Genomic DNA, 17,417 nt, shown 5'->3' with positions numbered 1-17,417 from the left:
CGGCACCAGTCGCTAAAACGCACCGGACGCTAAACACCATACCGGACGCTAAACATTGAACTAGTCACCAAATACCGGGTACGTGACACCACTCAATTAATGCGAGTGGGAAGGGAATCATTGTCGAGGAAGCGTGAGTAAAAAGAATAGATAAACAAAATAAAAGTGTGTGGCCTGACTCTTCTAAAAGATACAGGCCACACACTTTTAGTGACTTACCGAATGGGTTATCTTTACTGGTCTGCGATTTCTTGGGTGGTATCGGATAGTTCATCCAGTTCAGGATCCTCGCCGGTCACCAGGTAGATAACACGTTGTGCGGAGTCCACTGCGTAGTCTCCGAAACGCTCTAAGTAGTGGGCTAGGAGAGCTAAATCCGCCGCTTGGTGAGGTGTGAATGTGCAGCTGGATGTGCGAACAAGTGCAAGCGCTGCCTCCCGGTAATCACGCATGCGGAGGTGGCGCTCACCCAACCAGCGGGCAGTATCAATATCTAGCTCATCCAGTACCTGCACTGCGGTGTGTCCCTCAGCGGTGGCAAGTTTCGACATAGCTTCAATAAGGTCAATTGCCTCATCGGGGACGCAGCAGTCCGGGTGGTGGTCGCGGGCCAGATCCGCAATGTGTAGAGCGTGGACAGTCATCTGCCGGGCATCGCTAATGGAGTTCAGTGCAGACACAATCTGGCGCAGGTCAGTTGCAACAGGAGCCTGCAATGCTAGTAGATCAAGCGCTAAGCAAGCCATCTCGTGGGCGTCCACACTTAGCTTGTCAGCACCGCTAATCACTTGCTCTGCAGCAGACAAGTCAGCGTTTAAAAGTGCGCTGGTAGCTAGCTGCAAATTCCGGGTGGCCTGCTGCAGAAGATCCTGCAGGTGGGTCTTTAAAGTATCAAGTTGATGCTGATAAGCAGTACGCATATGCCCATCATACGGAAACTCTAAGAGGCATGCAGCAAAAGAAGTTTAAGGAGAGATGAAATTTTAAAAGTACTGCTAGCCGCCGGAATGCAGCTCGTGGTCGTCGACCACAACATCATCCTGTTCGGGATCATCCAACCACCCATCCGGCAGGGCTACCTTGGCGGCGGCGGAGCCTTGCCGTCCCCGCGGCGCATCCGGGTTTTCCGGCAGTGCGTCACTCGTGAAGAACGGTGCCAACAACTCTTCAATTTCCGCCACGCTAGAGACGAGCGATAACTGTTTGCGAAGGTCCCTACCCGCTGGATAGCCATGCAGGTACCAGGCAATATGCTTCCGCAGGTCGCGGCAGCCCTTGAGCTCCCCATGAAAATCCGCCAACAGTTCAGCGTGGCGCAGCATAATGCGTGTCACTTCCCCGAATGTGGGTGGGGGCGACACCGGATCACCCGCCAACGCCTGGTGAATCTGCGCAAACAGCCAGGGGCGTCCTAAACAGCCGCGGCCTACGACCACACCATCGCAGCCCGTCTGCTCCATCATGGCGGTGGCATCCGCGGCAGCAAAAATGTCCCCATTGCCCAACACGGGAATGGAGGTGACGTGTTCTTTCAATGTGGCAATTGTTTCCCAATGGGCGTGGCCGGAGTAGCGTTCCGCCGCAGTACGGCCATGCAGTGTGACGGCGGCCGCGCCTTCATCTTCCGCAATACGGCCCGCATCTAGATAGGTGATGTGGTCGTCGTCAATACCTACCCGGAATTTCACTGTTACCGGAATGTTTGTGCCGGTGGTGGCGCGCACGGCAGCCCGCACAATATCCCGGTAGAGGCGGCGTTTGTAGGGGAGGGCGGAGCCGCCGCCGCGGCGAGTGACTTTGGGGACGGGGCAGCCGAAGTTCATGTCGATGTGGTCGGCCATGTTATTGTCCACGATCATCCGCGCCGCCCGGTATGTCCACTCGGGGTCCACAGTGTAGAGCTGCACGGAGCGGGGGGATTCCGAGGGGGCGAACCGCATCAAATCCAGGGTGGCGGGGTGGTGTTCTGCTAGCGCGCGGGCCGTCACCATCTCGCATACGTAGAGGCCGGAAACAGCGCCGACGCGGGCGAGTTCCTGCTCGCGGCAGAGGACGCGGAAGGCAGCATTAGTTACTCCCGCCATCGGGGCGAGGACAACGGGGGAGGCGAGCTCCAAAGAACCAATGCGTAACATTCCTCCATTTCACCGTGGAATACTGGGCTGGCGCAAATAATGGGCTGGTGTGAATAACGAACCAGCGCAATAAATGCCCTGGCGTTCATGTAGGGGTTCGCGATAGCTTTGCGTGACGCCTTTTGTGGTGCTCGCTCCGCTACTTGCTGGCAGATAGGATAGTGACCATGAAAGCCATCGTTACTGTTACCGGAATTGACCACACGGGCATTGTTGCTGCCGTGGCACAAGCATTAGCTGAACTGGATACAAACATTCTTAATATGTCGCAGACGCTCATGGGGGATTATTTCACCATGATTATGCAGTGCGAGTTTGATGATGCTGTGCGCCCCATTGGCACTGTGCAGGAGCGACTCACTGAGGTGGGTGGGGAGCAGAAGCTGGATATTCGTATCCAGTCGGAAGCTATTTTTGATGCCATGCATCGGCTGTAAGGGGCGGGTATCCGATGAGTATGGACACTACTGAGAACATTCTCGAAACTATCCGCATGATCGAGGAACAAAACCTCGATATCCGCACTGTCACTATGGGTATTTCCCTGCTGGGGTGTATCGATAGTGATGGTGACCGGTGCCGCCAGAAAATCTACGATACTGTGACGACGCGGGCGGCGCGGCTAGTAGACGTGTGTGAGCAGATTGAGCGGGAACTCGGTATTCCGATTATCCATAAGCGTATTTCCGTCACCCCTATTTCTCTTATTGCGGCGGCAAGTGGTGAGGATAATTATGTAGAGTTTGCCCGCACGTTGGATAGGGCTGCGCATACTCTGGGCGTGAATTTTATTGGTGGCTTTTCTGCGCTGGTGGAGAAGGGTTCCACGACCGGTGACCATATTCTTATGTCGTCCATTCCGGAGGCTCTGGCCGAGACTGAGTTGGTGTGTTCGTCGGTCAACATTGGGTCTACGCGTGCTGGTATTAATATGTCGGCGGTGGGGCACATGGGCCACGTTGTGAAACAATCCGCGGAGTTGACGGCCGACCAGCAGGGCCTGGGTGCGGCAAAACTCGTCATTTTTGCAAACGCTGTTGGAGATAACCCCTTCATGGCGGGTGCTTTCCATGGTGTGGCAGAACCCGACTGTGTGGTGTCGGTGGGCGTATCCGGCCCGGGTGTTATTAAACGCGCCCTGGAAAACTATCCGGATGCTAGTTTCGGTGCCGCCGCAGAGGTTATTAAAAAGGCGGCGTTCAAGATCACTCGGGTGGGGCAGCTGGTGGGACGTATCGCCTCCGAGCGGCTAGACGTTCCCTTCGGAATTGTGGATCTTTCCCTTGCCCCGACGGCTGCGGTGGGGGACTCTGTTGCCCGCATTCTGGAAGAGCTTGGCCTGGAGCGGGTTGGTGCGCATGGCACAACTGCAGCTCTTGCCCTCCTCAATGATGCTGTGAAGAAGGGCGGCATGATGGCCTGCAGCCATGTGGGCGGCTTGTCTGGTTCCTTCATTCCGGTGTCGGAAGATAGGGGCATGATTGAGGCTGCCGAGCTGGGTGCTATCAACCTGGCGAAGTTGGAGGCGATGACGGCTATCTGCTCTGTTGGCCTCGATATGGTGGCGGTACCAGGGGATGCACCGGCATCGAGTATTGCCGGCATGATTGCCGACGAGGCCGCTATCGGCATTATGAATTCCAAGACTACTGCCGTCCGCGTGATCCCTGTCCCCGGCATGAAAGTAGGGGAAACCGTAGAGTTCGGCGGGTTGCTGGGGCAGGCCCCCATTATGGAGATATCGCCGTATTCCTCGGATGCTCTTATTAACCGCGGTGGGCGTATCCCGGCACCGGTACACGGATTCAAAAACTAGCCTGCGGCCTGCAGCAGTTGGATGCTAGATGCCGTCCACAAACCCCATCTGTCGCCATGCTTCAAAAACGGCGATGGCGGCAGTGTTCGACAAGTTCATAGAGCGCCGTCCCGGCAGCATCGGTATCCGCACCACTTCGGTAACGCGCGGGTCCACTAGTTCCGCATCGGTAAGCCCGGTGGGTTCCGGGCCGAAGAGAAGAACATCGCCGGGGCGGTAATTTATGTCCCCATAGTGGTGGGTGCCGCGGGCGGAGAATGCGAAGACGCGCCCGGGTTCGCGGCTGGCAGCCGCCGGCATTGCCTGGGCGGCGGGGGAGTCGGGGCCGCCGGTGAGCGCGTCGAGGGCGACGTCAAGATCATGGTGGAGAAAAACATGCGCCATGTCGTGGTAGTCCAGGCCCGCTCGCTGCAGGTGCTTATCGGAGAGATCAAAACCGAGTGGCCCCGCAAGATGCAGCTCGCAGCCGATTACTGCGGAAGTACGAATAGCGTTACCCGTGTTGGGGGGAATACAGGGGCGGGCGAAAAGAATACGGATATTGGCACCAGACATGGTTCCATTCTTGCACCTTCCATGTATGACAAGCAGATCGCCTCCGCTGCGATAGCTTTTGGGTATCCGCTTTGTGGCCGAACATGGAATACTGAGAAGCGTGACTGCAGTAAAACTTGATGGAATCAAATACCGTGACGAAATCTTTGCCGACCTTACCAAGCGCGTAGCGGCGCTGCGGGAGAAGGGTATTGTCCCCGGTTTGGCTACTGTACTGGTGGGTGACGACCCCGCCTCTCACTCCTATGTGCGCATGAAGCACCAGGATTGTGAGAAGGTCGGTGTTCACTCCATCCGCAAGGATCTACCAGCTGATACCACTCAGGAAGAGCTTGAAGCCGTCATCCGGGAACTCAATGAGGACCCGGCCTGCACCGGCTATATTGTGCAGTTACCACTGCCCAAACACCTCGACGAGAACCGCATTCTGGAACTCATCGACCCTGCTAAGGATGCGGACGGCCTGCACCCCGTAAACCTGGGGAAACTTGTTCTGATGGAGCCGGCACCCCTGCCCTGTACCCCCAACGGGTGCATTGGTCTGCTGCGCCGCTACGGCGTGGAACTTAACGGCGCCAAAGTGTGTGTGGTGGGCCGCGGTATTACGGTGGGGCGTCCCATTGGGCTTATGCTCACCCGCCGCACGGAGAACGCCACTGTTACTCTCTGCCATACCGGGACGAAGGATCTTGCCGCGGAAACACGCGCTGCAGATATTGTGATCGCCGCAGCTGGCCAACCACACATGATTACTGCCGACATGATTAAAGAAGGCGCCGCCCTCCTGGATGTGGGTGTTTCCCGCGTGGACGGCAAACTGACGGGCGATCTTCACCCAGATGTGTGGGAGAAGGCCGGCTATGTGTCCCCCAACCCTGGTGGGGTGGGTCCGCTTACTCGTGCGTTCCTTGTTAGTAACGTGGTGGAACGCTGTGAACGGATGGCTGCGGAGTGACGTCCCTGCGGAAACCGCGGCGGGGCAAAAAACGGCAGGTTAAGAAGCCGCGCGAGAAGCACTTTCTGGACGATAAACCACAGCTTGTGAACCCGGCCTTCCCGCCGGAGCCAGCACCGACGGGTCGCGTTGAAGCCCCCGATGATGTGATTGCCGATGTTGATCTAGAACGCTATGGGGTGGCAGCCCGCGGCTGGGCGCCGTTCCGGGACTGGTTCATCGGCATCTTCAAGCACGATAAAGAATGGTGGCGCCGCCAGGTAGCGTTCCTCATTGTCGTGCTGCTACTTATCGTTTCGGCCGTATTTGTGCTGGCAGGGCATTGGCGGCGGGGAGTGACCATCCTGGCATGTACTGCTCTTCTGACAGCTGCACTGCGGTCATTCCTACCGGCAGACTATGTGGAAATGCTGGAGGTACGCTCGCAGCGGTTTGACGTCATCTTCCTGCTAGTAATGGGAACCGCCCTGCTTTTCCTAGTGGTGACGGTACCGGTCTAGCATAGTTTCAGCATAGTTACCCTCGGCGGCAGCATACTGTAGCAATGCGCCACGGAAGCAGCTGTTACACGTGTACCTGTTCGTCAGCTTGTGCAAGCGCAAGCGTTTTCTGCAGAATCTCGGCGGTCTGGTCAGCCTCCGCCAGGAACCCATCATGTCCCTTTTCAGAGGTAATGATTTCTACCCCGGAACAGTAGGGAAGGTGGTCGGCAAGCTCTTCAATCTGGCGCAGGGGATAGAGGCGGTCAGTATCCACTGCACAAATAACCGCTGGTACTTCGCAGGTTTCTAATACGTGGTGGATACCGCCGCGCCCACGCCCAATATCGTGACGGTTCAGGGCGTCTGTTAGTAGAACATAGCAGCAGGCGTCGAAGCGGGAAATGAGTTTTGACGCCTGGTGGTCCAGGTAGCTTTGTACCGCGTAGCGGCCCTGCATACTCAGGTCTTCCCCGATGGGATCTTCACCGGGGGCGGGGCGATTTGCGAAACGCCGCTCCAACTCCTGCTCCGAACGATAGGAGAGGTGGGCGATGCGCCGGGCAATGCCCAACCCCATGGTGGGTTCGCGGCCGGTGCCGTGGTAGCCGCCCTGCTGCCAGGCCGGGTCGGAGGTGATGGCCAGAATCTGCGTGGTTTGCCACCCAATTTGGTCGGCGGAGGCGCAGGGCCCCACAGCGAGAACGCCGGCGGACGCTACCCGCTGCGGATACATCATCATCCATTCCAGGGTGCGGGCACCACCCATGGAGCCACCAATGACGGCGGCGAAACGACGAATCCCAAGAATATTCGCCAATTGTGCCTCCGCACGCACCATGTCGCGAATGGAAATGGCGGGGAAGCGGGCACCCCAATAATGCCCGTCCGGGTGGAGTGAGGAGGGGCCGGTAGTGCCACGGCAGCCACCCAGCGTATTGGTACAAATGACGAACCAGCGGTTGGTGTCGATGGGGCAGTCGGGGCCGACCATTCCGGGCCACCAGCCGGCGGTGGGGTGGAGTGCGTCCTGGGGTCCCACCACATGCGAGTCGCCGGTGAGGGCATGCTCAATGAGGATGATGTTACTGGCGTCCGCGTTGAGGGTGCCCCAGCATTGCAGGGCAATAGCGACCTGGGGGAGGAGGACACCGGAGTCCAGGAGAACGTCCCCAATGCGCACATAACCAAGAGTGCCGTCTGCGGGCGGCAGCAGCGGGTGTGGGGTGGCGGCGTTCACCTGTCCTCCTTTCGGGGTGTCCTGCTAGCTATTCCAGTGTAGCTAGTTGTTAGCTGTAATTAGTGCAGCACGCTATTACAGCGCTGCGACGGCGTCGAATCCGCGCTGAAGGTCGGCGATAATATCGTCGACGGATTCCAAGCCGACGGAAAGGCGAATGGTGGCGTCGGTAATACCGGCGTGCTTCTTCGCCTCGGTGGTCAGCTGCGAGTGGGTGGTGGAACCCGGGTGGGTGACGAGGGAACGCACATCACCCAAGTTCGCCAGGTTGGTGTGGAGTTTCAGCGCATCGATGAATGTCCAGGCTTCCTTCGTCGATCCTTTAATATCGAAGGCCAGTACAGAGCTGGCACCCTTCGGGCAGACACGCTTGTGCACCTCATACCAGGGGGAGGACGGCAGTCCCGCATAGTTGACGGTGTCAACAAGTTCCTGCTGCTCCAGCCATTCCGCTACTTTCTGCGCGTTGGATACGTGGCGTTCCATCCGTAGCGAGAGGGTTTCCAAACCAAGTTGGGTGGCCCATGCGTTGAAGGGGGAAATGCCGGAGCCGGTGTCCCGCATGAAGCTGACGCGGGCTTTCAGAATGAGTGCGCCGGGGCCTGCATCAGTGTAGACAAAACCATGGTAGGCGGGGTCGGGGGCGGCAAGGCCGGGGAAGACGAGCTCTCCGTTGCGTTTGACGGTCCAGTCGAATTTTCCGCCGTCGATGAGGGCACCCGCCATGACGGTACCGTGCCCGGCCATGAACTTGGTGGCGGACTCCACGACTAGGTCGGCGCCGAGGTCAAGCGGGCGAGTGAGGTAGGGGGTGGCCATGGTGTTGTCGACAACTAGTGGGACGAGGTTGCGGTGGGCAACGTCGGCGATGGCAGGAATGTCGAACACGTCATTGGCGGGGTTGGAGATGGTTTCCCCGTAGAAGAGTTTGGTGTTGGGTTGGACGGCGTCCTGCCAGGATTGTGGATCGTCCGGATCCTCCACGAAGGTAACCTGCAGCCCCATCTTGGGGAGGGTATGGCGGAAGAGTGTCTCGGTGCCGCCGTAGAGGCGGGGGCTGGACACAATATGGTCCCCGGCAGAGGCAATGGATTCGACGGTGGCCAGGATAGCAGCCATGCCGGATCCGAAGAGGAGGGCACCGACGCCGTTTTCCAGGGAGGCGATGCGTTCCTCAACCATGTCGGTGGTGGGGTTGTTGAGGCGGGTGTAGATGTGGCCGCCTTTGGTGAGGGCGAAGCGGTCTGCCCCGTCTTGGCAGTCTTCGAAGGCGAAGGCGGTGGTGAGGTGGAGAGGCATGGCTCGCGCACCGTAATCTGAGTCGAGTTTTTGGCCGGCGTGGACTGCGCGGGTGTCAAAATCCCAGTCAGCATAGTCCGTGTTGTCGTATTTGTACTCCACAGGCGTTGCGCCTCCTTTGTGCTCTGCTTTCAGTGCGCTAGTGAGTGTAGGAGTAAGACTCTAGGTTTATCTCTGGGTCTTATCCTACGTGGTGGTAACAGCAAATTTGCGTTCGTATTGCTTACACAGTCTGTCTCTATAGGTTCTGCCTGTCTATAGGTTCTGCTGTGTCGTTACGGAATGTGACGGGCAGGACGCCATCGTAGATGTGTCGCATCTCATACTAATTTGTTGCAGTAAAAAGTTGCGAAAAAGCCTTTAATGCTCTCTGCTGTTGTCTTTCTATTAATGAATATATGGGTATACTACTGTGTTTTTGCAGTTCAATACGTATTTAACACAGAATGATTTTAATTAAATCGCCTATATACGATAGAAAGGATATATGTCAAAAAAACGGATACAACCACAGCAGCGAAATGAGGCCTGGAAGGCCTTCTCCGTTGTTATGGCCGCAGGCTTCGTAGGGCTTTTAAGCGTCTCGATTGTCAATGTGGCGCTTCCTTCGATAGAAAAATCCCTGCACGCAACACCGACACAATTCCAATGGATTGTGGCTGGTTATGCTGTTGCGTTTGGTCTACTTCTTGTTCCTTCGGGTCGTTTCGGCGATGTCCTCGGACGACGCCCTGTTTTCCTTTTCGGTTCACTTCTATTCATGCTTACCTCTCTGGCCTGCGGTTTTTCGACCAGCGCTGGAGTTCTCGTTGTTATGCGCGTGTTACAAGGCATTGGAGCCTCCGTAACAACACCGCAGGTTATTGGCTTTATTCAAGAACTTTTCCAGGGGAGAGAACGCGCCCACGCCTTCGGTATCTTCGGTATGGTCGTCAGTATTTCCTCAGCTATTGGTCCAGCTCTTGGTGGTGCTTTGGTCAGCGGCCTCGGCCCGGACTGGGGTTGGCGTTCCGTCTTCCTTGTCAATATCCCCTTCTCCATTTTTATTCTGGTAATGGGGCCCAAACTTTTACCAGCAGGCCAGAAACGTGAAAAGGGTTCTAAACTCAATCTCGATTCTGTCGGTTTAGTGCTGATGGCTCTGGGTGTACTGGCCCTCATGCTGCCCTTCATTCTGGCAACTGACCCGTCCTATGGTGTGGCACATGCCCCCTGGTATTTCATTGGTGTAGGTCTTCTCTTCGGCGCTCTCTTCACCAGTTGGGAACTCTGGCGAGAGAGCAATAACCACGAGGTTGTCATGCCTCGTTCTCTCATGAAAAACCAGGGTTTCACCCTAGGGTCAGCAGTTTCTACAGGCTTTTTCGCGGGATGGACTGGCCTTTTTGTAGTGCTCACACTGTACCTACAGGAGGGAATTGGAATGGCGGCCTGGATCGCTGGCCTACTCCAGGTTCCTCTCGCCCTCATGGGTGCTTATGGGTCGCAGCGCTCTGCCACATGGATGGCTCGTTGTGGCCGTTGGCTGGTTTTCATTGGGCTCATCTCCACTATGGTGGGGCTTGCTCTCATGATCGGTTCGGCTGTTCTACTGCCTGAAAAGTTTGTGTGGTTGGGAATCCTTATCGGTGGTGCTATCGCTGGTTTCGGCTCTGGTATCACCATCAGCCCCAACCAGACTTTTGCACTAACAGAGGTCCCGGTAGAACAAGGCGGTGCAGCCGGAGGTGTCTTACAGACCATGCAGCGTATCGGTTCCTCCATCGGTATCGCGGGGGTAACTCTGGTGTTCTTCTCAACGTGCTACAACGATTCGCTTGCCGGATACACACACGCTTTCGCCCTATCCATGTCATTAGTGATAGGCCTTATGGCGTTGGGGGCACTTTTCGGACTGGCAGATGCCCTCCGCAATGACGGCCGTGAGGAACTCATGGCTATGGAAACTCCAGAGCCCGTTGAGGTTACGGAGGCTGCGGAAGTTGTGGAGGCTGTGGAGGCTGTGGCTGGAGAATAGTTAGCCTTCACCGTTTTACCGCACTGTATTTAGTGTCCTCCGCCTGTTTTCGGCGGAGGGCACTGCTATATAGACAGCTATGTGGACACAAGATGTATATGGTCGTTAGGTTCCCCATTGCGAGGATCTGCTGCCGCGCTATGGCATACCGTCACCATTTAATGTGACTTGTGTTACAAGTACTGTGGAAAGCCACAGTACTATATAAAGAGAACAACCCATTAGGTAGCTTTCGTATAGCGCACTGCCGCAGTACTACACTGCACTACACTGCACCGCACTGCATCACAAAGGAGTATCAATGTCGAAGATCCACGTCGATGGCACTGTTGTTGAACTTGACGGCGACGAAATGACTCACGTCATTTGGCAAGACATTCGCGATAATCTGATCCTTCCCTACCTTGACATCAATCTCGAGTACTACGACCTCGGCATCGAAAATCGCGACGCCACTGACGACCAGATCACCATTGATGCAGCCAACGCCATTAAGAAGCACGGCGTAGGCGTTAAATGTGCCACCATCACCCCCGATGAGGCCCGAGTGAAAGAATTCGGCCTCAAGAAAATGTGGAAATCCTCCAACGGCACCATTCGCAATATCCTCGGCGGTACTATCTTCCGCGCTCCCATCATCATGTCCAATGTGCCGCGCCTTGTCCCCGGCTGGAAAAAACCCATCGTCATCGGCCGTCACGCCTTTGGCGACCAATACCGCGCCACCGACTTCAAAGTCCCCGGTGCTGGCACCGTCACCCTCACCTTCACCCCCGATGATGGCTCCGAACCCATCCAGCATGAAGTAGTGCGTCTTCCCGAAGACGGCGGTGTCGTTATGGGCATGTATAACTTCACTAAGTCCATTGAGGATTTCGCCCGGGCCTCCTTTAACTATGGCCTCAGCATGCACTATCCGGTGTATCTCTCCACCAAGAACACCATCCTCAAAGCCTATGATGGCCAGTTCAAAGATATTTTCCAGCGCATCTACGACGAGGAATTCAAGGCCGATTTTGAAGCCGCTGGCCTGCACTATGAGCATCGCCTCATCGACGATATGGTTGCTTCTTCTCTCAAGTGGGAAGGCGGCTATGTTTGGGCCTGCAAAAACTATGATGGCGACGTCCAATCCGATACTGTGGCGCAAGGTTTTGGCTCCCTCGGCCTCATGACCTCCGTCCTCCTCACCCCCGACGGAAAGATCTGTGAATCAGAAGCCGCCCACGGCACCGTCACCCGCCACTACCGCCAATACCAGGCCGGTAAACCCACCTCCACTAACCCCATTGCCAGCATTTATGCCTGGACGCGGGGTCTTGCCCACCGCGGCAAACTGGATGGGAATAAAGACCTTATCGGTTTTGCGGACACACTGGAGAAGGTCATTGTGGACACTGTTGAGGGTGGCCAAATGACGAAGGACCTCGCCCGTCTTGTTGGTGACGACCAGGAATGGCTCACCACGGAGCAGTTCATGGAAGCACTTATCACTAATCTTGGCAAGAAAATGGCGGTCTAAGTAGTGCGTGACACACACTCCATACGGTGGGCCATTATTGCCCTTATCCTGGGCGGTATTGGCACTGCCTGCACTGAGTCGTCCATTATTAGCCTGCTGCCCGATGTGGGGCGCCATGTAGGAATGACCACAGAGTCCACCCTGGGCTACGCCATTACCCTCTACATGGTGGGGGTTATTGTGGGGGCACCTATCTTCACGGTTGTCCTCGTCCATCTCAATCGGAAAAAATTGTTGATGGTGGCTATCTCCACGCAGGTGGTGGGCAATGTGCTTACTCTGTGTGCCCCAAATTTTGGGGTGCTGCTAGCAGGGCGATTCATTGCCGGTATCCCCCACGGCGCTATTTATGGTCTTACCGCCTTGGTGGGTGCCTATCTTGCCCCACCTGGGAAAACTGCCCGAACAGTGGCGAATGCTCTCCTGGGTGTCCCCATTGCCAACCTGGTGATGGTGCCGCTGATAACGTGGGTGGGGCAGTCCCTCAACTACCGTTACGCCTTCGGAATTATCGCTCTCTGTGGAGCATTAGCATGTGCCGCCATGTTTATATGGCTGCCCCCCATGGACGATATAGCACCCTCCAACCCCCGGCAGGAACTGGGTCTTTTTAAGAATAGGCAAGTGCTTCTTACTCTTTTCGCTGGGCTTTTCGGGTTCGGCGGCTTCTATGGTTTCCTCACCTACGTCACCCGTACCGTTGAGACCATCACCAAAATGAGTCCCTCTGTTATGCCCATCATTATGATGCTCATTGGTATAGGGGGTTTGGTGGGAACATTCCTCGCAGGTCATCTTTCCGATCGGCTCCCTGAGGGGGCTTTTCCCATTGTCATGGGGTGTTTTGTTGCGATTCTGGCATTCTCCCCGCTGATGGTGAAAACGCCCGTCACACTTTTTATTGAAGTATTCCTGGTGGGTGTTTTTGGGGCAGGAGCATTCTCTGCTTCCATGCAGGTGCGTCTTATTAAACATGCTGGTGACGCCCAGAATTTGGCCTCATCGATGAATCATGTTTCCCTGTGCCTCGCCAATATCATTGGGTCGTTTGTCTCCGCTCAAGCTGTGCAGCACCATCTCGGTGGAGACTATATGTACATCATTCCGGCAGTTCTTGGTGCTGCCGTTGGGGCAGTGGGGCTCGTTTTCCTGCTTGTTGCCGTGTACTTCGTTAAATCGGGCAAAGACCAACCCGCGGAGCAAGAACAGTCGGTGGGTGAGCACTAGAGATTATGAACACTAGAGAAAGTAGTAATGAGTGAGTTTTACCGTCACCTCCGTTAACGTCAACGGCATTCGCGCCGCCACCCGCGTCCGCTCTGAAGAGAATAAAGGCTTCTTGGCCTGGCTCAACACCACGTCCTCCGATGTGGTGTGTATCCAGGAAGTGCGTGCCACCCCGGAACAAGCCTTGACCGCACTAGCGCCAGCACTTGTCGACAATGGTGGCAGCTGGTATTTCTCCATGCAGGAAGCCGCCGCCAAGGGACGCGCAGGGGTCGGTATTCTCAGCAGGCAAGAGCCTATTGCAGTACGGACGGGCATCAATGTGGAAGAATTCGCTGACGCCGGGCGCTACATTGAAGCGGACTTCCCCATTGGGGGGCGCCTTGCTGGTGCCGTCGACGGGGATCTCCTCACCGTTGCATCCCTCTACCTTCCCTCCGGTGAAGTCGACACCCCGCGGCAGGATGAGAAGTATCGCTTCATGGATGGGTTCGCTACCTTCCTCAACCAGCGCACAACTCATGTCTCGGCAGGAACAGCACCGCAGACAGTAGTCTGTGGCGACTGGAACATCGCCCACCGCGAAGAAGACCTGAAAAACTTTAAAGCCAACACCACTAAATCGGGTTTTCTCCCCGTAGAACGTGAATGGATGACCAGCCTTTTCGGACCCAACGGAGTGGGCGTTGATACAGCTGGTAACCCCACCGGCTGGACCGATGCGCAACGCTATCTACAGCCCGAGGGGTGTGGACCGTACTCCTGGTGGAGCTACCGCGGTAAGGCCTTCGACAATGATGCCGGGTGGCGCATCGACTACCAGGCCATCACCCCCGGACTGGTCGACCATTTGCAGGAAGCGCGCGTGGAGCGGGCCGACGCCTACGCCCTCCGCTGGTCTGATCATGCACCTGTCACTGTCACCTACAAGTAGCACCACCTAGGGATATCGTCCTCTGAGGGGTAGTGCGCATGGTCCAGGGGAGCACTATTACATCTCATGCTCTAACGCGAGTAACCTGAAAATCGCATTCTTTCTTTCACATTTCGACCATAGATAGATAGCTGAATAAGTATGACCGACAACGACAAGAAACCAGAGAGTCGTCAACGTATTCTCTCTGGATTACAGCCCACTGCAGATTCCTTCCACTTAGGTAATTATCTGGGTGCTGCAAAACAGATGGTGGATCTACAGGATGATTACGATGCATTCTATTTCATCCCCGATATGCATGCCATCACCGTCGAGCAGGATCCTAAAGTACTGCGGGAACGTACGTGGGGTGCGGCTGCGCAGCTTATCGCACTGGGTGTGGATCCGGAAAAGTCAGTACTGTTCGTCCAGTCCCAGGTTCCTGAGCACGCTGAACTGACCTGGGTATTTAACTGCATGACTGGTTTCGGTGAAGCTAGCCGTATGACGCAGTTCAAAGACAAATCTCAAAAGCATGGTCGGGACAAGACCACGGTGGGTCTATTCGACTATCCCATTCTGATGGCTGCCGATATTCTTCTCTACAGCCCACAGCTTATCCCCGTGGGTGAAGATCAGCGGCAGCATGTTGAATTGACGCGTAATCTCGCTGAACGATTCAACAATAGGTACGGTCGCACTTTCACCCTTCCGGAAGCATTTATTATCAAGGGTGCCGCGAAGATTTATGACCTGCAGGATCCCACCTCCAAGATGTCGAAGTCGGGGAAGAATCCCAAGGGCATTGTTAACCTACTTGATGATCCGAAAGTATCGGCGAAGAGAATTCGTTCCGCCGTTACTGACAATGATGGCGTTATCGCTTTTGATCGTGAGAAGAAGCCAGGCGTTTCCAACCTCCTCACCATTCTGAGCGCCCTCACCAGCACCGATATTGATACGCTAGTGTCCCAATATGAGGGACATGGCTACGGTGACCTGAAGAAGGATACGGCGGAAGCGCTGGAGGATTTTGTTACTCCTTTGCGTACTCGTGTTGACGAGATTCTGTCTGACCGTGCAGAACTGGAGCGAATCCTGCAGCGTGGTGCGGAGCGTGCTCGCGAATGCTCTGCTCCGGTACTGGATAGAGTGTACGAGCAGATTGGTTTCCTGCGTCCACTGCGATAAGCACTGCACAGTGAAAACTGCACAGTGAAAACTGCATAGTGTAGCTACTCGTAGTGTAGATACTATGCAGCGTAGAGACTGAACGAAAAGGTGGTGGCCACTCCGTTAATGGAGTGGCCACCACCTTTAACACTTTTTATGGACTGTGCTGCAAAACATCTTTATTTTGTAGAGTTTTTGTCCTGCAGGTGTTTTCCTACAGAGATTCTAGTTTTGCAGGACATCCCTATAGCAGTGAAGATTTAGTGCTTTTCTACAATGCCGTTGAGCCAGTCGACAAGTTTGTCCCATTCTTCGACAACATCATCGTAGGGCTCGGAGGGGGTGTCTGTGTCAGTATCGTCATCGAGGATGGACTCTACATACGATCCCAGACGGGTGGAGCTATCTAGAGCAGGATCAACAACGTTAGTGTCGAGGTACTCTTCGGCATCGAGGAGTAGTTCTACCGCTAGATCGAGTTGGTTCTTGTCAACGTCGATGGGGCCGTTTTTTATCTGCTTAGGTAGGCGGACGAAAGAGTAAATATTGTCGTCGGTGGGGCGAACATTCAGTTCGCCACTGCCTGCTTGGAAAACTACCTGGTCCCATCCGGGGAGTTTATACATGCTGTGGTCAGGTTCCTCGGAGAGGAAACGCAGCATGCCTCGTTGGCTTGTGAAGCCGAAGATGTGGTCATCGTTACCGAGGAAGAGGGGCTTGTCATTGATGTAGCAGCGGAGAGTGAAGCGGGTGCCGGTAGGAAGAATGATTTTAACGGGGTCGATGCCGATACTTGCCCAGAAGGGGTCTTCATCGTCATCGGGCTCCCAGTCGTCGTCTCCGAGTAGTCCGGCGGCCGTGTCTGCGTCTTCTCGTTCTGCGGCGAGGGCGCGAGCCTCCTCTAATTCTGCTTCTGCAGCTGCAACAAGACTAGCGTCAACTGCGGGAGTGGTCACAAGCTCATCAATGAGGTTGAGAACATCATCCCAATGTTTGCTGATAATTTTGCCAATGCGAGTCCATTCGCGTGAGCCTTCACGGCCATAGAAATTATCAATACCGCCAGATGTGGCTCCCAGATCTCCGTGCTTGCGGAAGAATTTTTCAATTTCGGGAATATCGCAGATGCTTCCGATGGTGCGCGCCATAGTGAAGCAGTCGTCGAGTTCTAGAACAGATTCCTCAGTGGGGTTCTCGGATAGTAATTCTGGGACTCCTACGAGGTCATAGGAGTGTTCCTCATCGGGATCAAGTTCAAGAACGGGAAGGTGTGCAGTGTGTTCCCACGATGGGTGATCTTGGAGATCATTCGCTGCACCGGAACGGAGGAAGGCGGCAAGTTGGGCGGGAGTGGCGAAACCATAGAGGTCTTCGTCGAGGCCAAGCATGGCTTCCCAATCTTCTCCATCTTCCCGCCAGGCTGGTGCCCAGAGAGTAATGAAGTCTCCAGAGGGAAGACCCAGTGCTACAGGAACAATATCAGCTACAGACATACCCTCAGCCTACGGGAGTTACAGAGTGACTGCCATATCTTAAGAAGAACTTTTACGACTGCGTTACCCGAATGGGGTTAATCTTTTCAAGAGACTCAGTGAGTTCCTTATCCCATTGCTGGGAATAGGAGAGAGTCATTGTTTTTGCGCGCTGGTAAGCATCCATAATAGATTCTGCAAGGGCTTGTGCCGATAGAGTTTTGGCATCTTCTTTACACGTAACAGAGGTAAGGCAGCCGTATCCAGAAATGGTGACGCGCACAGCGTCGTTTTCTCCTTCACTGGCATGCGATTGGAGATTATTACTAGCTTCTTTTAACGTTGCCATGCTTTCCCGGAGGGCATCATACAGTTGTGTTAGTGCCGGAATAGGTGGCTCGCTCAGCTGCGCCATCGTAATATCGATTCTTCTACTGTTGTAGGTCTTTTGCCGCGCCGGCATGGCCTTAGCATGCAGTCGGCATAGTTCATGCGACAGACGGGTGGGGGAGAGGTTCCCGCGTAATTCGATATCGCGGAGTTCCCCATCGGTCGTGCATGTAATAGTGATAGTTCGATCAGCGGTGCAGTAAGTATTTTCCTTCATTGTT

16 protein-coding genes are annotated in these 17,417 nt (G+C 55.2%); 9 read left to right on the top strand and 7 right to left on the bottom strand.

Annotated features, from left to right (window positions below):
- Window positions 1-233: 233 nt before the first annotated feature.
- The gene (locus tag QZV76_RS05945) at window positions 234-920 is read right to left on the bottom strand and encodes a phosphate uptake regulator PhoU (protein WP_290598999.1); all 687 of its coding nucleotides are present in this window, start codon (window positions 918-920) and stop codon (window positions 234-236) included.
- A 75-nt stretch (window positions 921-995) separates the two neighbouring features.
- Window positions 996-2,135 carry a tRNA dihydrouridine synthase DusB gene (gene dusB, locus QZV76_RS05940; RefSeq protein ID WP_290598997.1) on the bottom strand — a complete coding sequence of 380 codons (1,140 nt, stop codon included), beginning with the start codon at window positions 2,133-2,135 and terminating at the stop codon, window positions 996-998.
- Between the two features lie 167 nt (window positions 2,136-2,302).
- Between dusB and QZV76_RS05935 the strand changes: the two genes are divergently transcribed.
- Entirely contained in the window at window positions 2,303-2,572 is a 270-nt protein-coding gene (locus QZV76_RS05935; protein ID WP_290599014.1) for an ACT domain-containing protein, read from the top strand.
- A gap of 20 nt (window positions 2,573-2,592) precedes the next feature.
- Window positions 2,593-3,951, top strand: a complete 1,359-nt coding sequence (locus QZV76_RS05930) for a PFL family protein (protein WP_290599013.1) — start codon at window positions 2,593-2,595, stop codon at window positions 3,949-3,951.
- 24 nt (window positions 3,952-3,975) lie between these two features.
- On the opposite strand, the gene QZV76_RS05925 is transcribed toward QZV76_RS05930, so the two are convergent.
- Window positions 3,976-4,506, bottom strand: a complete 531-nt coding sequence (locus tag QZV76_RS05925; protein ID WP_290598995.1) for a tRNA (cytidine(34)-2'-O)-methyltransferase — start codon at window positions 4,504-4,506, stop codon at window positions 3,976-3,978.
- Window positions 4,507-4,606: 100 nt separating this feature from the next.
- Between QZV76_RS05925 and QZV76_RS05920 the strand changes: the two genes are divergently transcribed.
- Both QZV76_RS05920 and QZV76_RS05915 read left to right on the top strand, forming a co-directional pair.
- The gene (locus QZV76_RS05920) at window positions 4,607-5,461 is read left to right on the top strand and encodes a bifunctional methylenetetrahydrofolate dehydrogenase/methenyltetrahydrofolate cyclohydrolase (protein WP_290598993.1); all 855 of its coding nucleotides are present in this window, start codon (window positions 4,607-4,609) and stop codon (window positions 5,459-5,461) included.
- A complete protein-coding gene (locus tag QZV76_RS05915; RefSeq protein ID WP_290598991.1) occupies window positions 5,458-5,961 on the top strand; it encodes a DUF3017 domain-containing protein in 504 nt (167 codons plus the stop codon). The genes QZV76_RS05920 and QZV76_RS05915 overlap by 4 nt, the downstream gene beginning before the upstream one ends.
- Window positions 5,962-6,025: 64 nt before the next feature.
- Here QZV76_RS05915 and QZV76_RS05910 read toward each other — a convergent pair whose 3' ends face one another.
- Complete coding sequence (locus QZV76_RS05910) at window positions 6,026-7,180, bottom strand: homoserine O-acetyltransferase (protein WP_290598988.1); 1,155 nt, start codon at window positions 7,178-7,180, stop codon at window positions 6,026-6,028.
- Between the two features lie 75 nt (window positions 7,181-7,255).
- Window positions 7,256-8,581 carry a PLP-dependent transferase gene (locus QZV76_RS05905; RefSeq protein WP_290598986.1) on the bottom strand — a complete coding sequence of 442 codons (1,326 nt, stop codon included), beginning with the start codon at window positions 8,579-8,581 and terminating at the stop codon, window positions 7,256-7,258.
- A 385-nt stretch (window positions 8,582-8,966) separates the two neighbouring features.
- Here QZV76_RS05905 and QZV76_RS05900 point away from each other — a divergent pair, with 385 nt between their 5' ends.
- The 5 genes from QZV76_RS05900 to trpS all read left to right on the top strand — a co-directional run bounded on the left by QZV76_RS05900 (window position 8,967) and on the right by trpS (window position 15,352).
- Entirely contained in the window at window positions 8,967-10,496 is a 1,530-nt protein-coding gene (locus tag QZV76_RS05900) for an MFS transporter (RefSeq protein ID WP_290598983.1), read from the top strand.
- 301 nt (window positions 10,497-10,797) lie between these two features.
- Window positions 10,798-12,018: an NADP-dependent isocitrate dehydrogenase gene (locus QZV76_RS05895; protein ID WP_290598981.1), complete on the top strand. Its 1,221-nt coding sequence runs from the start codon at window positions 10,798-10,800 to the stop codon at window positions 12,016-12,018.
- A gap of 3 nt (window positions 12,019-12,021) precedes the next feature.
- Window positions 12,022-13,245, top strand: coding sequence for an MFS transporter (locus tag QZV76_RS05890; RefSeq protein ID WP_290598979.1), 1,224 nt, complete (start codon window positions 12,022-12,024; stop codon window positions 13,243-13,245).
- A gap of 31 nt (window positions 13,246-13,276) precedes the next feature.
- Window positions 13,277-14,179 carry an exodeoxyribonuclease III gene (locus tag QZV76_RS05885; RefSeq protein ID WP_290598977.1) on the top strand — a complete coding sequence of 301 codons (903 nt, stop codon included), beginning with the start codon at window positions 13,277-13,279 and terminating at the stop codon, window positions 14,177-14,179.
- 141 nt (window positions 14,180-14,320) lie between these two features.
- The gene (trpS, locus tag QZV76_RS05880) at window positions 14,321-15,352 is read left to right on the top strand and encodes a tryptophan--tRNA ligase (RefSeq protein WP_290598975.1); all 1,032 of its coding nucleotides are present in this window, start codon (window positions 14,321-14,323) and stop codon (window positions 15,350-15,352) included.
- A 242-nt stretch (window positions 15,353-15,594) separates the two neighbouring features.
- On the opposite strand, the gene QZV76_RS05875 is transcribed toward trpS, so the two are convergent.
- Together QZV76_RS05875 and QZV76_RS05870 are read right to left on the bottom strand one after the other, a co-directional pair.
- Complete coding sequence (locus QZV76_RS05875) at window positions 15,595-16,827, bottom strand: primosomal protein (protein ID WP_290598973.1); 1,233 nt, start codon at window positions 16,825-16,827, stop codon at window positions 15,595-15,597.
- A 52-nt stretch (window positions 16,828-16,879) separates the two neighbouring features.
- Entirely contained in the window at window positions 16,880-17,413 is a 534-nt protein-coding gene (locus tag QZV76_RS05870; protein WP_290598971.1) for a YbaB/EbfC family nucleoid-associated protein, read from the bottom strand.
- Window positions 17,414-17,417 lie beyond the last annotated feature (4 nt).

It is taken from the genome of Lawsonella sp. (assembly GCF_011525565.1).
Classification (GTDB): domain Bacteria; phylum Actinomycetota; class Actinomycetes; order Mycobacteriales; family Mycobacteriaceae; genus Lawsonella; species Lawsonella clevelandensis_A.
The sequence above is the reverse complement of the archived record's forward strand: the minus strand, read 5'-3'. Positions and strand labels throughout refer to the sequence as shown.

What these genes read in the sequence shown, in the direction of transcription:
- QZV76_RS05945 (WP_290598999.1), bottom strand. Translation starts at nt 920, where the DNA reads ATGCGTACTGCTTATCAGCATCAACTTGATACTTTAAAGACCCACCTG.
- dusB (WP_290598997.1), bottom strand. Translation starts at nt 2,135, where the DNA reads ATGTTACGCATTGGTTCTTTGGAGCTCGCCTCCCCCGTTGTCCTCGCC.
- QZV76_RS05935 (WP_290599014.1), top strand. Translation starts at nt 2,303, where the DNA reads ATGAAAGCCATCGTTACTGTTACCGGAATTGACCACACGGGCATTGTT.
- QZV76_RS05930 (WP_290599013.1), top strand. Translation starts at nt 2,593, where the DNA reads ATGGACACTACTGAGAACATTCTCGAAACTATCCGCATGATCGAGGAA.
- QZV76_RS05925 (WP_290598995.1), bottom strand. Translation starts at nt 4,506, where the DNA reads ATGTCTGGTGCCAATATCCGTATTCTTTTCGCCCGCCCCTGTATTCCC.
- QZV76_RS05900 (WP_290598983.1), top strand. Translation starts at nt 8,967, where the DNA reads ATGTCAAAAAAACGGATACAACCACAGCAGCGAAATGAGGCCTGGAAG.
- QZV76_RS05895 (WP_290598981.1), top strand. Translation starts at nt 10,798, where the DNA reads ATGTCGAAGATCCACGTCGATGGCACTGTTGTTGAACTTGACGGCGAC.
- trpS (WP_290598975.1), top strand. Translation starts at nt 14,321, where the DNA reads ATGACCGACAACGACAAGAAACCAGAGAGTCGTCAACGTATTCTCTCT.
- QZV76_RS05875 (WP_290598973.1), bottom strand. Translation starts at nt 16,827, where the DNA reads ATGTCTGTAGCTGATATTGTTCCTGTAGCACTGGGTCTTCCCTCTGGA.
- QZV76_RS05870 (WP_290598971.1), bottom strand. Translation starts at nt 17,413, where the DNA reads ATGAAGGAAAATACTTACTGCACCGCTGATCGAACTATCACTATTACA.